Annotated in this window: 14 protein-coding genes; 4 read left to right on the top strand and 10 right to left on the bottom strand. The window is 74.1% G+C overall.

Going from position 1 to position 14364, the window contains the following annotated elements; all coding sequences use genetic code 11:
• Nucleotides 1-57 precede the first annotated feature (57 nt).
• The 4 genes from proC to AWW66_RS19900 all read right to left on the bottom strand — a co-directional run bounded on the left by proC (nucleotide 58) and on the right by AWW66_RS19900 (nucleotide 3226).
• A complete protein-coding gene (gene proC, locus AWW66_RS19915) occupies nucleotides 58-876 on the bottom strand; it encodes a pyrroline-5-carboxylate reductase (RefSeq protein WP_067368625.1) in 819 nt (272 codons plus the stop codon).
• Between the two features lie 71 nt (nucleotides 877-947).
• A complete protein-coding gene (locus tag AWW66_RS19910; protein ID WP_067368616.1) occupies nucleotides 948-1976 on the bottom strand; it encodes a 6-phosphofructokinase in 1029 nt (342 codons plus the stop codon).
• Between the two features lie 101 nt (nucleotides 1977-2077).
• Entirely contained in the window at nucleotides 2078-2626 is a 549-nt protein-coding gene (locus AWW66_RS19905; RefSeq protein ID WP_067368613.1) for a pyridoxamine 5'-phosphate oxidase family protein, read from the bottom strand.
• Between the two features lie 102 nt (nucleotides 2627-2728).
• Nucleotides 2729-3226 (bottom strand): polyadenylate-specific 3'-exoribonuclease AS, encoded by a 498-nt coding sequence (locus AWW66_RS19900; protein WP_067368610.1) that lies wholly within the window; start codon nucleotides 3224-3226, stop codon nucleotides 2729-2731.
• 333 nt (nucleotides 3227-3559) lie between these two features.
• Between AWW66_RS19900 and AWW66_RS19895 the strand changes: the two genes are divergently transcribed.
• The 3 genes from AWW66_RS19895 (at nucleotide 3560) to AWW66_RS19885 (ending at nucleotide 6989) form a co-directional block, all read left to right on the top strand.
• On the top strand, nucleotides 3560-4252 hold the full coding sequence (locus AWW66_RS19895; RefSeq protein ID WP_067368608.1) for a Crp/Fnr family transcriptional regulator: 693 nt from the start codon (nucleotides 3560-3562) through the stop codon (nucleotides 4250-4252).
• Between the two features lie 286 nt (nucleotides 4253-4538).
• Nucleotides 4539-5381, top strand: coding sequence for a DUF308 domain-containing protein (locus AWW66_RS19890; RefSeq protein WP_067368605.1), 843 nt, complete (start codon nucleotides 4539-4541; stop codon nucleotides 5379-5381).
• 189 nt (nucleotides 5382-5570) lie between these two features.
• Entirely contained in the window at nucleotides 5571-6989 is a 1419-nt protein-coding gene (locus AWW66_RS19885; RefSeq protein WP_067368602.1) for an alpha,alpha-trehalose-phosphate synthase (UDP-forming), read from the top strand.
• Between the two features lie 69 nt (nucleotides 6990-7058).
• On the opposite strand, the gene AWW66_RS19880 is transcribed toward AWW66_RS19885, so the two are convergent.
• The 6 genes from AWW66_RS19880 to AWW66_RS19855 form a co-directional block, all read right to left on the bottom strand.
• A complete protein-coding gene (locus tag AWW66_RS19880; protein WP_067368601.1) occupies nucleotides 7059-7871 on the bottom strand; it encodes an alpha/beta hydrolase in 813 nt (270 codons plus the stop codon).
• Nucleotides 7868-9271: a flavin-containing monooxygenase gene (locus tag AWW66_RS19875; RefSeq protein WP_067368598.1), complete on the bottom strand. Its 1404-nt coding sequence runs from the start codon at nucleotides 9269-9271 to the stop codon at nucleotides 7868-7870. Before AWW66_RS19875 ends, AWW66_RS19880 begins: the two co-directional genes overlap by 4 nt.
• Before the next feature lie 103 nt (nucleotides 9272-9374).
• Complete coding sequence (locus AWW66_RS19870; protein ID WP_067368623.1) at nucleotides 9375-10088, bottom strand: endonuclease/exonuclease/phosphatase family protein; 714 nt, start codon at nucleotides 10086-10088, stop codon at nucleotides 9375-9377.
• A 53-nt stretch (nucleotides 10089-10141) separates the two neighbouring features.
• Complete coding sequence (locus AWW66_RS19865; RefSeq protein WP_211272029.1) at nucleotides 10142-11098, bottom strand: ROK family glucokinase; 957 nt, start codon at nucleotides 11096-11098, stop codon at nucleotides 10142-10144.
• Nucleotides 11099-11160: 62 nt separating this feature from the next.
• Nucleotides 11161-11850: a hypothetical protein gene (locus tag AWW66_RS19860; RefSeq protein WP_067368592.1), complete on the bottom strand. Its 690-nt coding sequence runs from the start codon at nucleotides 11848-11850 to the stop codon at nucleotides 11161-11163.
• Nucleotides 11851-11889: 39 nt separating this feature from the next.
• Nucleotides 11890-12345, bottom strand: coding sequence for an SRPBCC family protein (locus tag AWW66_RS19855; protein WP_067368589.1), 456 nt, complete (start codon nucleotides 12343-12345; stop codon nucleotides 11890-11892).
• Between the two features lie 203 nt (nucleotides 12346-12548).
• Between AWW66_RS19855 and AWW66_RS19850 the strand changes: the two genes are divergently transcribed.
• Nucleotides 12549-14363 (top strand): AMP-dependent synthetase/ligase, encoded by a 1815-nt coding sequence (locus tag AWW66_RS19850; RefSeq protein WP_067368586.1) that lies wholly within the window; start codon nucleotides 12549-12551, stop codon nucleotides 14361-14363.
• Nucleotide 14364 lies beyond the last annotated feature (1 nt).

Here is a 14364-nt window from a genome sequence, read left to right as displayed (position 1 = left end):
GGCCCGGCCGGGTGCTCAGTCGGCCCGGCCGGGTGCTCAGTCGGCCCGGCCGGGTGCTCAGTCGGCCTGGGCGGCCAGTTCGCGGGCGCGGTCCCGGGCGGCCTCCAGGGCCTCCAGCAGCGCGGCGCGGACCCCGTGCCGCTCCAGCTCCCGGATGGCGGAGATGGTGGTACCGGCGGGTGAGGTGACCGCCTCGCGCAGCTTCACCGGGTGCTCGCCCGAGTCACGCAGCATCACCGCCGAGCCGATCGCGGTCTGCACGATCAGGTCGTGGGCCACCTGCCGGGGCAGGCCGAGCAGGATGCCCGCGTCGATCATCGCCTCGACCAGGAGGTAGAAGTACGCCGGGCCGGAGCCGGAGAGGGCGGTCACGGCGTCCTGCTGCGACTCGGGCACCCGCAGGGTGGCCCCGAGCGGGGTGAACATCTCCTCGGCCAGGGCCAGGTGCGCGCCGGTGGCGTGGGCGCCCGCCGAGATCGCGGTCATCGCCTGGTCCACCAGGGCGGGGGTGTTGGTCATCACCCGCACGACCGGGGTGCCCTCGGGCAGCCGGCGGGCGAAGAAGGTGGTCGGCAGCCCGGCGCAGAGGGAGATCACCAGCTTGTCGGCGGGGACCTTCGGGCCGATCTCCGCCAGCAGGGCGGCGGCGTCCTGCGGCTTCACCGCGACGGCGAGGACCTCCGCCTCCGCCACGGCGGTGTGGTTGTCCACCACCCGGACGCCGTACCGGGCGGTCAGCTCCTCGGCCCGGCTGGGTCGCCGCGCGGTGGCCAGCAGCCGGTCCACCGGCCAGCCCGAACGGAGCAGCCCGGAGAGCACCAGCTCGCCGATCTTGCCCGCACCGATCACCGCGACGGTGTGCACCGGCGTCGCCATCGGCCGTACCCCCTCCATGACGGCGGCGACGCGGCGGGCCCGGCGGCCCACCGCGTCGCCGGTTGCGACGATCAGCTACCGAAGAAGACCTCGGCCTCGGCGTACCGCTCCAGCGGCACGGTCTTCAGCTCGCGGGTGGCGTCGGCCAGCGGCACCCGGACGATGTCGGTGCTCTGCATGGCGACCATCTTGCCCCAGTCGGCCTCGTGCGCGGCGTCGATCGCCTGGAGCCCGAGCCGGGTGGCGAGCACCCGGTCGAAGGCGGTCGGGGTGCCACCGCGCTGGATGTGGCCGAGGACGACGGTCCGGGCCTCCTTGCCGGTCTTGGCCTCGAGCTGCTCGGCGAGCCACTGGCCGATGCCGCCGAGGCGGACGTGACCGAAGGAGTCCAGCTCCTGGTTGTGCAGGACCATCTGGCCGTCGATCGGCTGGGCGCCCTCGGCGACCACCACGATCGGGGCGTACTGGTGGTCGAACCGCTTGTTGACGTACCCGGCGACCTGCTCGACGTCGAACTTCCGCTCGGGGAGCAGGATCACGTTCGCGCCACCGGCCAGGCCGGCGTGCAGGGCGATCCAGCCGGCGTGCCGGCCCATCACCTCGACCACCAGGGTGCGGTGGTGGCTCTCGGCGGTGGTGTGCAGCCGGTCGATGGCCTCCATCGCGATGTTGACCGCGGTGTCGAAGCCGAAGGTGTAGTCGGTGGCCCCGAGGTCGTTGTCGATGGTCTTCGGCACCCCGACGACGTTGACCCCCAGCTCGTGCAGCTTGGTGGCGACCCCGAGGGTGTCCTCCCCGCCGATCGCGATCAGGGCGTCCACGCCCTGCGCGGCGAGGTTCTCCTTGATCTTCTCGACGCCGTTCTCGATCTTGAACGGGTTGGTCCGGGACGAGCCCAGGATGGTGCCGCCCCGCGGCAGGATGCCCCGCACCTCGGCGATACCCAGAGGCTTGGACAGGCCCTCCAGCGGGCCCTTCCACCCGTCCCGGAAGCCCACGAACTCGTGACCGTAGGTGCCGACACCCTTACGGACCACCGCGCGGATGACCGCGTTCAGACCTGGGCAGTCACCGCCGCCGGTGAGCACGCCGATACGCATGATCTGCTCATCCTCCCGAAGCATCAGGTAAGCCCGGATTGTGCCCCAGGATATGGGTCAGGTCAGACCGATCGGCACCGTTGCCGGCCCGGGGCGGGCCGTCACTGCGAACTGTAGTCGGCGTGCTCATCGGCCGACCGCGCGCCCCGGGTGCCGGGGGCCCGGTCGGCACCGGACCGACCCGTTCCCCCCGGCCGTCCGGACCGGGCCCGGCCGAGCAGGGTGGTCACGGTGCCGCTCGCCGCGTCCCAGCAGTCGGCGGCGATCGCGTGCACCTTGATCAGGGTCAGCCCGGGGGTGTCCGGCCCGGCGGGGAACCAGGCCGCCAGCGCCGGCCGCCACAGCCGCTCGGCCCGCTCCCGGTCGTACCCCTCGCCGGCGATGCCGGTCAACGACACCCAGAAGGCGTGCCGCCGGTCCGCGAAGGCCACGTTGACCTCGGGGTTGACCCGGATGTGGCGGAGCGTGGCCGAGCCCGCGTACGCGAAGAACCACAGGTCGCCGTCGAACTCCTCCTGGGGCAGCCCCATCGGCCGACTGACCAGGCGACCGTCGAGGTCGATCGTGGTGAGCATGCCGACCCCGGACTGCCGGACCAGGTCGGTGACCCGGCGACGGGCCTCGGCGGCGGCGGTCGGTCCACGGCTCATGGCGCACCCCTCGCATCGACGGCGACAGTCGAACCGGTGCCCCGGACAGAACCGGTCAAACCTGCGGATCGCACGTCCCGACGGATCACCCCCCGCCGACCGTCAGCCGCCGGTCATCGCCCGCCAGCGGGCCAGGTTGTGCCGGGCGTCGACCAGGGCGTCGTGCCGGGCCGACGCGGCCTCCGGCAGGCTCGGCCGACCCCGGTCGTCCCAGAGCTGGCGCAGCTCCTTGGTGAACCGGGGGATCTCCCGGGGCAGCGCCGGCATCGCCCCCCAGAGCTGGGCCAGCGCCACGTGGTCGTACGCGGCGTACCAGGCCCACAGCTCCACCTGCTCGCCGGGGCGACCCCGGACCGGCTCGACGAGGAACTCGTACAGCTCGTCGCGGATCCGCTCCCGGGACCGCCACGCCCGGTCGGCCGGGGACGGCAGTTTGTCGAGCACGTTGCGGCGCACCCAGGGGATCGCCCGGGAGTCGTCGAACTCGGTGGAGACCGCGTAGAACTCGCGGCCGTACTCGTCGACGACGCCGATCGACACCAGGTCGACGAGGTGGCCGTCCTCGATGAACTCGCAGTCGTAGAAGTAGCGGTAGACCATCCGCACCATCCTCGCCCACCTCGGCTGCCGCCCCGACGCCGGGGCCCGGCCTCGGGCGGCGCTCCGCCGCCGACCGGCCGGTCGGCCGGTGGCCCCTCGGCCGGTCGGTCCGATCCCGACCGACGGTCGGGTCGTCCGACCACCGTCGCCGGTCGCGGCGCAGGTCGGGGCTGTCACGCAGGTGATTTGAGGGGTGTACAGCAAGCGACCGGGACGTCATGATCTGATGTGTACCGTCACCGGCCGCCGAACCGGTTCACCAGTCGCCTCGCAGCCGGGGCTGTCAGGTTCACCAGGCTGCGAATTGGTCCTTAACCGGGGAGGGGTCAGGACGTGGAGATGCGCCTGCCGGAGCCGGGTGACGCGCTCACGGGTGTCGACATGTTCGCCGGCCTGGAGCCGGAGGTCCGGCAGCGGGTGATCGCGGCGGCCGTGCCCCGCACCTACCGCAAGGGCCAGTTGCTCTTCGTGGAGAACGACCCGGGCGAGTCGCTGATCGTGCTGCGCCGGGGAGCCGTGGCGGTGTTCCGGACCGCGCCGACCGGCGAGCGCGCCGTGCTGTCCGTGGTCCGCCCGCCGGACGTGCTGGGCGAGGTCTCCCTGCTCGACGCCTCCACCCGGTCGGCGTCGGCCGAGGCGATCGAGGACTGCACCGCCCTCGCCCTGTCCCGGGGCGCCTTCATGGAGCTGGTCCACTCCAACCCGCGCATCCTCGACGCGGTGATGCGCTCGCTCGGCGGGCTGATCCGCCGGCTGACCGAGCAGAACGCCGACCACGTCTTCCTCGACCTGCCCGGCCGGGTGGCCAAGACGCTGGTCCGGCTGGCCGGCGAGAGCCAGGCCCCGATGATCACCATCGAGCTGAACCAGAGCCAGCTCGCCGAGATGGCCGGCGGCTCCCGGCAGAGCGTCAACCAGGCCATCGGCTCGTTCGCCAGCCGGGGTTGGCTGCGGACCGAGGGCCGGCGGATCGTGGTCACCGACGTGGCCGCGCTGCGCCGCCGCGCCGGCATGAGCGATCGCTGACCTGGCCCGACGGCCGGCTCGGCACTCCACGCCAATTCCGACATACAGCCCACCAGCCCCGCCCGTCGGCGGGGTGGTCCGCGCCGCCGACGGGGGCGCCGAACCGCTCCGATCGACCGCCCGGCGTGGGCGCGTCCGGGGCCGCCGCGCTTGCGTACTTTGGCAGACGCGACACAAGACACTCCCGGAAGTCGCCCGGTCGTGTCACGATTCAGAGCACGGCGTGTGGGTCGGCGCGCGGGGCTGGACGCGGGCGCGACACGGCGCGCGGTGAGGAGGATGTCCGGTGTCATCGGGTGGGGCCCGCCGGGGTCGGCGGGACAACGGGCTCGACGCGAGCGAGTACGCCGTCGCCGGCGACGTGGACCCGCGCGTCGGCGAGCACCTGCTCGACGTGCTCGCCGCCGGAGGGATCGCGGCCTATCTCCAGCCCTCCGCCGACCTGAACCCCGTCACCCGCACCACCACGGTGCCCGCCCGACCGGTCGACCGGCTGTACGTCGACCGCTCCCACCTGACCACCGCCCGGGACTACCTCACCCAGCTCGCCGACGAGGCGACGCCGGAGCGCTCCCGCGACGCCGAGCCCGACATCGACGCCGAGTGGGCGCGCATCGTCGCCGGGTACCACGACTCCACCGCGCCGGCCGACCGCCGTCCCTGGTCGGCGGCGGAGGACGTGGAGGACGACGGGCCGGCCGGCGCGACGGCGACCCGCACCGGCACGGAGGACGGCAGCACCTCGACCGCCACCGACGTCCGGCGGCTGCCCTACGCGGCCGACATCTCCGGCATCTCGGTCGGCCGGGACCGGGACCGCGTCGACGAGCCGTCGCTGCTGGACGGGCTGGACACCTTCGGCGCGCACCTGCCCGACGACGACGCGGACGAGCGCTACGTCCCGCCGCCCCCGCCCCCGCTGCCCAGGGTGTCGAAGTACGCCGTGGTGGGCGTGCTGGGGATCGTCCTGGGGTTCGTGCTCTTCCTCTTCCCGTCGCTGCTGCCGGTGGACCGGTCGGTGGTCACGCTGCTGGGGTTCACCGGCATCCTCGCCGGTTTCGTCACGCTGATCATGCGGCTGCGTCCCGGTGACGCCGATGACGACCCGGACGACGGCGCGGTCGTCTGAGCCCGCGGCGGATGACGCCGCGTCGTCGCGCCGTGACCGGATGTCGGGACGCGGTCCACCTGACGGACCGGCGCAACAGTGGTGTAACTTACCGTCAGTAGGAATACCGCTGTCCGTCACTTCCCCCACCGGCTGCCTGGTTTTCCCTCCCTCGTGGCGGTTGGTCTCGGCTGATCGGAATGCCCCGAGATGCGACAGAGTTCCCTCGTAGTGGTGGCGATGCGCCTCCCCATCGATGACAGTGTGGCGCCCGACGGCGCCTGCGAGTGGCGCCGCAGCCCGGGTGGACTCGTGAGCGCCCTGCATCCCCTGCTCCGGCAGACGCCCGCCACCTGGGTGGGCTGGGCCGGCGGGAGCGGCCCGGCGCCGAGTCTGCCGGACGTGGACGGCGTGCGAATGCACACCGTCCCCCTCACCCTCGACGACCTCCGGGACCACTACGAGGGCTTCGCCAACGCGACCCTGTGGCCCCTCTACCACGACGCCGTCGAGCAGCCGGAACACCACCGTCGCTGGTGGGAGGCGTACCAGCGGGTCAACCAGCGGTACGCCGAGGCGACCGCGGCGGTGGCCGAGCCCGGCGCGATCGTCTGGGTGCAGGACTACCACCTGCAACTGGTGCCCGGCCTGCTCCGGGCGCTCCGGCCCGACCTGCGGATCGGCTTCTTCCTGCACGTGCCGTTCCCACCCCCGGAGCTGTTCATGCAGCTCCCCCGGCGGGCGGAGCTGCTGCGCGGGATGCTCGGCGCCGACCTGGTCGGGTTCCAGCGCGCCCAGGCGGCGCACAACTTCGCCCAGCTCACCACCAAGGTCCTCGGCGTCTCCGCCACCGACCGGCGGATCGCCGTCGACGACCGGGTGGTCCGCATCGGCGCCTTCCCGGTCTCCATCGACACCGCCGAGATGTCCGCGCTGGCCGGCAGCCCCGAGGTGGCCGAGCGGGCCCAGCGGTTCCGCCGGGACCTCGGCGACCCCGCGCACGTCATCCTCAGCGTCGACCGGATGGACTACACCAAGGGCATCGAGCAGCGGCTCACCGCGTACAGCGAGCTGCTGGCCAGCGGGCACGTCAAGGTCCGGGACACGGTGCTGGTCCAGGTGGCGGTGCCCAGCCGGGAACGGGTCGGGCAGTACCAGGTCCTGCGGGACCGGGTCGAGCGCGAGGTGGGGCGGATCAACGGCGAGTTCGGCCGGGTCGGCGAGCCGGCCATCCACTACCTCACCCAGCCCTTCGACCGGGCGGAGCTGGCCGCCCTGTACCGGGTCGCCGACGTGATGGCGGTGACCCCGCTGCGCGACGGGATGAACCTGGTCGCCAAGGAGTACGTGGCCGCCCGGGTCGACGACAGCGGCGCGCTGCTGCTCAGCGAGTTCGCCGGCTCCGCCACCGAGCTGTCCCAGGCGTACCTGGTCAACCCGCACGACCTGGAGGGGTTGAAGCAGGGGCTGCTCTCCGCGCTGGAGGCCGACCCGGCGGACGTCACCACCCGGATGCGGGCGATGCGCGCGCACCTGCACCGGTACGACATCCGGGCCTGGGCCCGCTCCTACCTCAGCGCGCTGGACGAGAGCGGCTCGCTGCTGCACCGCCTGGGCGGCCCCGCCTGAGCCACGGGTCGCCCACGGGGTGAGCCCCGGGGTCGCCCGCGCCCGCCGAGCCGGGGCGGGCGACCCCGCTCACGCCTTGGCCAGCCAGTCCAGGATCGCGTCGATCGGCTCCGGCCAGCGCGCGTCGAGCATCAGGTCGTGCCCCATGCCGGGGAAGAGCAGCGGCGCGGAGCCGTACCGCCGGGCGGCCCGGGTCAGCGCGGCGGGCGGCACCACCCGGTCGTCCGGGCTGCCGAGCACCAGCACCGGCGGGGCGCCCACCGCCGGCTCCGGCGCGCGGTGCGCCAGCAGCTGCCACTGGGCCCGCCGCCCGGCCCGACCCAGCCGGGCGACGTACTGGCGGGCCTGCGGGTCGGGCAGGTCGGGGCTGAACAACTGCCGACGGGTCAGCCGCAGCGGGCCGCCGAAGACGGCCGGGACGGTGCCGGCCGGGTTGTGCCGCAGCGCCGCGCCGAGGGTGCCCCAGCCGCCGAGCACCGGGGCCACCAGCACCGCGGCGCGGGCCGGGTAGCGGGCCAGCGCGTGCGCCACCACCAGCGCCCCCGCGCCGTGCCCCACCAGCACCGCCTGGCGCGGCAGGCTCGCCGCCGCCTGGGTCACGTCGTGCACGTACGCGCGCAGCGTCGCCTCCGGCGCCGGGGCGCTGCCGCCGTGCCCGCGCAGGCTGACCGCGTACGCCGGGAAGCCCCGGCCGGCGGTGTGCCCCAGCCAGTGCTCGGCGAACGCCCACGCGCCGTGGCCGAACCCGGGGACGAACAGCAGCGGCGGGCGGCCCTCCTCCAGCTCGGGCAGGGCGCTGACCAGCTCCCGGCGGGCCGGCCGGACCGGACGGGCCCACTCCCGGCCCCGCAGGATCCGCACCCGCCCGGTCCGCGCGCTCACGCCGCCTCCAGCTCGTCCAGGGCGCGCTGGACGGCGCGCAGGTACTCGGTGTGGCCCACCTCGAAGACGTGCCGGCTGCTCGACACGACCCGGCCGGCGTACCGCTGCCCCGCGCCGGCCGTCACCTGGGCGGCGAACGCCGCCGCCCGCTCCGGGCGCTCCACCCGCTGCCGCAGCAGCCGGGCGAAGAGCACCGCCTGCCAGTGCGACAGCGGGAAGAGGCCGGAGTCCGACTGCACCAGCCCGACCACGGCGAGCGTCGGGTGGCCGGGGGCGAAGGCGTTGAGCCAGAGCCGGGGCTGCCCCTGCGCCCCGTCGTCGCCGAGCAGCGACGGGTCGAGGAACTCGAAACGCGGCAGGTACCCGGTGGCGAAGACGACCAGCTCGGGCTCGATCTGCTGGCCGTCGGTCAGCTCCACCGCGCTGCCGTGGAACCGGGCGACGTCCGGCACCGGGGCGATCCGGCCGTGCCCCACGTAGTGGACGAGCTGGCTGTTGACGATCGGGTGCGTCTCGTAGACCTTGTGGTCGGGCCGGGGCAGGCCGAAGCGGGTGAGGTCGCCGACGGTCAGCCGCAGCACGAGCCGGTGCAGCCACCGGCGTACCGCCAGCGGCACCCGCCAGGCGAGCAGACCGTCGTTGACCTGGTCGGCGGGGCGGCCGAGCAGGTACTTCGGGGTGTACCAGTACCCGCGCCGGGTGGAGTGCCAGCACTGCGACGCCTGCTGGGCGGCCTCCACGGCGATGTCGCAGCCGGTGTTGCCGCCGCCGACCACCAGCACCCGCTTGCCGCGTACCTGGGTGGCGTCCTTGTAGGAGGAGGCGTGCATGATCTCGCCCCGGAACTGCTCCAGCCCCTCGTACGCGGGCAGCTTCGGCGACCAGTTGTGGCCGTTGGCGATTACCACGGCGGCGTACCGGGAGGTGCGTTCCGGGCCGTACCCGCCGGTGGAGCGGGTGGTGACGTCCCACCGGTCCCCGGCGACCGGCTCGACCCGGATCACCTCGGTGCCGAACCAGATGTGCGAGCGCAGGTCGAAGTGGTCGGCGTACCGCTCGAAGTAGGACAGGAGCTGGCCGTGGTGCGGGTAGTCCGGCCAGTCGTCGGGCATCGGGAAGTCGGGGAACTGCGTGAACGGCCGCGACGAGATCAGATGGGTGCTGGCGTACACCGGGCTGCGGTCGTGCCGCCAGTTCCAGGCCCCGCCGACGCCGGTCTCCCGCTCGTAGCAGTCGACCCCGAAACCGTGCTCCCGCAGGTTCTTCAGGGCGGCCAGGCCGCTGGCGCCCGCACCGATCACGCAGACGGTGTCGCCACGGTCGGAGACGGAGCGACCGTCCGGGGCCAACGCGACCGTCGCGTCGGGGTCGGGACGGCCGTGGTCGGTGGAGGAGGACACCCGGGAAGACTCCTTATGTGCGGCACCCGTGCCGGTCGATGCGAAATCCTCTCCACATCGACGCCGGTTGTCCAGCGCGGCACGCGGCGCGCCGCGGCGGCGTTCAGTCGGTGACCGGCAGGCGCAGGTCGACCAGGATCGGGAAGTGGTCGCTGGCCCGGCGGGTCTGCGGGGTGTCCACCACGTCGTAGTCGAGCACGGCGATCCGGGGGTCGACGAAGAGCGCGTCGATCCGGCGGCGCGGGTCGGCGCAGGAATAGGTGAGCCGGTCCGCCCGGTCCATCGCCACCGCCGTGTCGGTCAGCCCCTCGGCGAGGGTGGCCCACGCCGGGCCGTCCGGCCCCTCGTTGACGTCCGCCCCGGCGATCACCGGCCACGCCGCCCCGGCGAGGTCCTGCCGCAGCGCCCGCGCCTGGGCGGGTCGTTCCGCCGGGTCGGTGGACAGGTGCGAGCCGGCCAGGGTGAACCGGGCGCCGCCCACCAGGCAGTCGGCGAAGGCCGCGCCCCGCAGGTGCCGCCCCGGGGTGAGCGGGAACCGCCGGCACCGGGTGTCGAGCACCCGGACCCGCAGGCTGGTCAGCAGGACGTTGCCCAGCGACGGCAGCCCGCCGGCCGCGACGACCAGCCCGAACGACGCGGCCAGGGCGGCGTTGCGCTGCCGCCAGCGGAACCGGCGCGCGCCCTCCTGCACGATCACCACGTCCGGCTCGGCGGTCCGGACCACGGCCGCCAGCGCCGCCGCGTCGTCCCGCTGGCCGTGGACGTTGTACGACACCACCCGCAGCCGCACCCCGTCGGCCGGGGTGCCGGTGGACATGCTCACCCGTTGCTCCTCGTGTTTCCCACAGCGCGTTTCTTTGAGCGCGTTTCCTACCGCCGGCGGGCCAGGTCGGCGGCGCCGATGACCCCGGCGCTGTTGCCCAGCTCGGCCGGACGGATGTCGGCCACCGGGAGCCGGCGGCGCTGGGCCAGCGCGTCGGCGAAGGACCGGCGGGTGGGGCCGAGCAGCAGGTCACCGGCGTCGATCACGCCACCGCCGACGACCAGCACCTGCGGGTCGAGGATCTGGGCCATGTCGGCGAGGCTGGTGCCCAGCCAGCGGCCGATCTGGGCGAACGCCTCGGAGGAGACCGGGTCGCCGCCCTGCGCGGCGGCGGTCACCATCGGGCCGGTGATCGCCTCGGCCTCGCCACCGGCCAGGTGCAGCAGGGCGGTGGCCCGGTGCGGCTCCTGGCGGGCCCCGGCGCGGGCGAACCGGACCAGCGCGTTGCCGCTGGCGTACTGCTCGATGCAGCCGAGCCGGCCGCAGCCGCACTGGTGTCCGTCGGGGACGGTGAGCATGTGGCCCAGTTCGGCGGCGATGCCGTGGGCGCCCCGGACCAGTTCGCCGCCGAGCACGATCCCACCACCGACACCGGTGCCGATGGTGAACATGACCATCGAGTCCTCGGCGTCGCGGGCCGCGCCGTGGCGGAACTCGGCCCAGGCCGCGACGTTGCCGTCGTTCTCCACGATCACCGGCAGGCCGACGGCGTCGCTGACGTACTGCCGCAGCGGCTCGTCCCGCCAGGCGAGGTTGGGGGCGAAGAGCACGGTGGAGCGACTCGCGTCGATCCAGCCGGCGGCACCGATCCCGACCGCGTCGATCGTGCGGCCGGCGGCCAGTTCGGTGACCACCTCGATGATGACGTCCCGGGTCTTGCCGACGTCCTCGGCGGGGGTGTCCCGTCGGACCTGCACCAGCACCGCGCCGGTGTCGTCAACGACACCGCCGGCCACCTTCGTGCCACCGACGTCGACTCCGATGGTCAGCGTCACCGCTGCCACTCCCCTCTGCTGTGCTGCCGGCCCCGCACCGGCGGTGCCGGTCGGGACGGGATGTCCGGTGGTCAGGCCCCGTCGCCCGGTGCGTGCTCACCCGTGTCGGGCGCCCGGGTAGCGGGCACCACGGGACGGTCGGCCGGCGGCCGGCCCGTCGCCGGCTCGCCCGGCCCGTCGCCGTCGACGGGCGGTACGGTGGCGGCCCGAGCAGCCGCGTCCCCGGTACGGGTCGCGGCGGACCAGACGTCATGCTCCGGCGCCGGTGCAGAATCATGCCCGGTGCGGGTGGCCTCGCGCCAGACGTGATCCGCTTCCGCGTTCGCACCGGGTGTGCCGGTGTCACCGGCGGCGGCCGTGGGCGGCGGCGGACCGGCGGGGTCGGGCGACGACGGTGGTCGATCGTCGGGGCGGGCGAAGGCCCGCAGCAGGCTGGCCACGCCGGCGGCCAGATCCCCGGCGCCGGTGGCGAGCCGCTCGGCGAACTCCGGGCTCGGGTCGCGCATCGCGACGATCGCCCGGCAGACCGGGCAGACGCAGCACTCGGGCGTGCCGGTGGCGAAACCGCCCGGGGCGGCGGGGTCGGGACGGGGTGACCCGCCCTGCCCCGCGCTGTGACCGAGGACACCCGAGAGCATCCCACCGAGCGGACCCCAGGGCGACGCCCCGGACCCGGACGAGGCCGTCCGGGCCGCGGCGAGCAGGGTGGCGACCAGCCGCTCCGCCTCTTCCCGGGCCGAACCCGGTTCCGTAACCCCCATGGTGGGCTCCCTACCGTGGCGACCGTGCCGTCGGGCGCGTCACTGCGCGGCTCCGGGTGTCTCTACCCGGCGCTTGAGTTGCTTCAACGCGGCATCCATGATCATTTTTTCGGCCTTGCGGCGGAACATCCCGAGCATCCCGACGGAGAGCTCCACCTCCAGCGTGTAGGTGACCGTCGAGGTGCCGTCCGGGTTGCCGACGATGTCGTACGAGCCCACCTGGGAGCGCTGCATCGTCGAGGGCGCGACCAGGTGCCACTCGATGCGGGACAGGTCCTCGGAGTAGGCGTACGCCAGGGTGTACTCGTCGGCCATCACCCCGGCGTCGAGGGTGAACCGGACCTGGCTGGCGTACCCGTCCTCGTACTCCTCGACCACCTCGACCCGCTGGACGGCCTCGGTCCACTCCGGGTACCGGGGGAAGTCGCAGATCACCGCCGCCACCCGCTGCGGTGGCGCGGCCACGACGATCGACTGGGTGGAGGAGTCGGCCATGTGGGGAGGCTACCCGGCCCCGCCCGACCCCGCGCCGGGTGCCACCCTCGGCCGGGGCCCGCCGCCGCCACCAGGGACGCCCCGGGTGCCCGCACCGGCCTGCCTGCCCGCGTCCACCCGGCGGGCGGGTAGGTTTCCACAGAGCCGGCCACCCGTTCGCCGCGCCGGTGACCGGGCCCGTACGAGCACGAGGGAGCGTCAGGGTGCGCGAGTTCTCCGTCCCGCCGATCGTCACCGTCGGCGACTCGGCCAACCTGACCGACCCGGTCTGGGCCAACGCCGAGGCCGCCCCGGACACGGTGCAGTTCGTCCGGCCCGACCCGGCCAACGGGGCCGGCGAGCCGGAGTGGGTCGACGTGACCTGCCGCCAGTTCCGCGACGAGGTGGTCGCGGTGGCCCGGGGCCTGGTGGCCGCCGGGGTCGCCCCGGGCGACCGGGTCGCGCTGATGAGCCGGACCCGCTACGAGTGGACCCTGGTCGACTACGCGATCTGGGCCGCCGGCGCGGTGACCGTGCCGATCTACGAGACCTCCAGCGCCGAGCAGGCCGCCTGGATCCTGGCGGACTCGGGCGCGGTGGCCGCCGTGGTGGAGAGCAACGCCCACGCCACCCTCGTCGCCGGGGTCCGCGACCGGACCCCGCAGTTGGGCACGGTGTGGCAGATCGAGCTGGGTGGGGTGGCCGACCTGGTCGCCGCCGGCGAGTCGGTCGACCCGACCGAGATCGAGCGGCGGCGGGCCGCGCTCAGGGCCGACGACCTGGCCACCATCATCTACACCAGCGGCACCACCGGCCGGCCCAAGGGCTGCGTGCTCACCCACCGCAACATGTACGCCGACATCGCCAACGCGGTGCCGGTGCTGCCGAACCTGTTCAACGCCGGCGCGGCCACCCTGCTGTTCCTGCCGCTGGCCCACGCCTTCGCCCGGCTGATCCAGGTCGGCGTGGTGCAGGCGCGGGCCACCATGGCGCACTGCCCCGACCCCGCCACCCTGGTCGCCGAGCTGCAACGCTTCCGCCCGACCTTCGTGCTGTCGGTGCCCCGGGTCTTCGAGAAGGTCTACAACGGCGCCAAGCAGAAGGCCGAGGCCGGTGGCAAGGGCCGGATCTTCGACCGGGCCGAGAAGGTCGCCATCGCCTGGAGCGAGGCGCAGGACGCCCCGGGCGGGCCCGGTCTCGGGCTGCGGGTGCAGCACGCGCTCTTCGACCGGCTGGTGTACAGCAAGCTGCGCGCCGCGCTCGGCGGCCGGTGCCGGGACGCGATCTCCGGCGGGGCACCGCTGGGCGCCCGGCTGGGCCACTTCTTCCGGGGCGTCGGGGTCACCGTGCTGGAGGGGTACGGCCTGACCGAGACCTCCCCCGCCGCCGCGGCGAACCTGCCCGACGCCACCCGGATCGGCAGCGTGGGCCGCCCGCTGCCCGGCGTGACCATCCGCATCGACGACGACGGCGAGATCCTGATCGCCGGTGACCTGGTCTTCCAGGGGTACTGGCACAACGACGAGGCCACCGCCGAGGCGCTCACCAGCGACGGCTGGTTCCGCACCGGCGACCTGGGCCAGCTCGACAACGACGGGTTCCTCAGCATCACCGGCCGGAAGAAGGAGATCATCGTCACCGCGGCCGGCAAGAACGTCGCCCCGGCCGTGCTGGAGGACCAGGTCCGGGCGCACCCGCTGATCAGCCAGTGCGTGGTGGTGGGCGACCGGCAGCCGTTCGTCGCGGCGCTGGTCACCATCGACGAGGAGGCGTTCCCGGCCTGGCGGGAGTCGGCCGGGCTGCCGGCCGGGGCCACCGTCGAGGAGCTGCGGGACAACGAGGCGCTGCGGGCGGAGGTCCAGGGCGCGATCGACGCCGCCAACCAGAACGTCTCCAAGGCGGAGGCGATCAAGCAGTTCCGGATCCTGCCCCGGGACTTCACCGAGGCGACCGGGGAGATGACCCCCTCGATGAAGGTCCGCCGGCAGGTCGTCCAGAAGACGTACGCGCCGGAAATCGCCGACATCTACCGCCGCTGAC

Source organism: Micromonospora rosaria (assembly GCF_001567585.1).
GTDB lineage: Bacteria > Actinomycetota > Actinomycetes > Mycobacteriales > Micromonosporaceae > Micromonospora > Micromonospora rosaria.
This window is presented reverse-complemented; position numbering and strand designations above follow the sequence as displayed.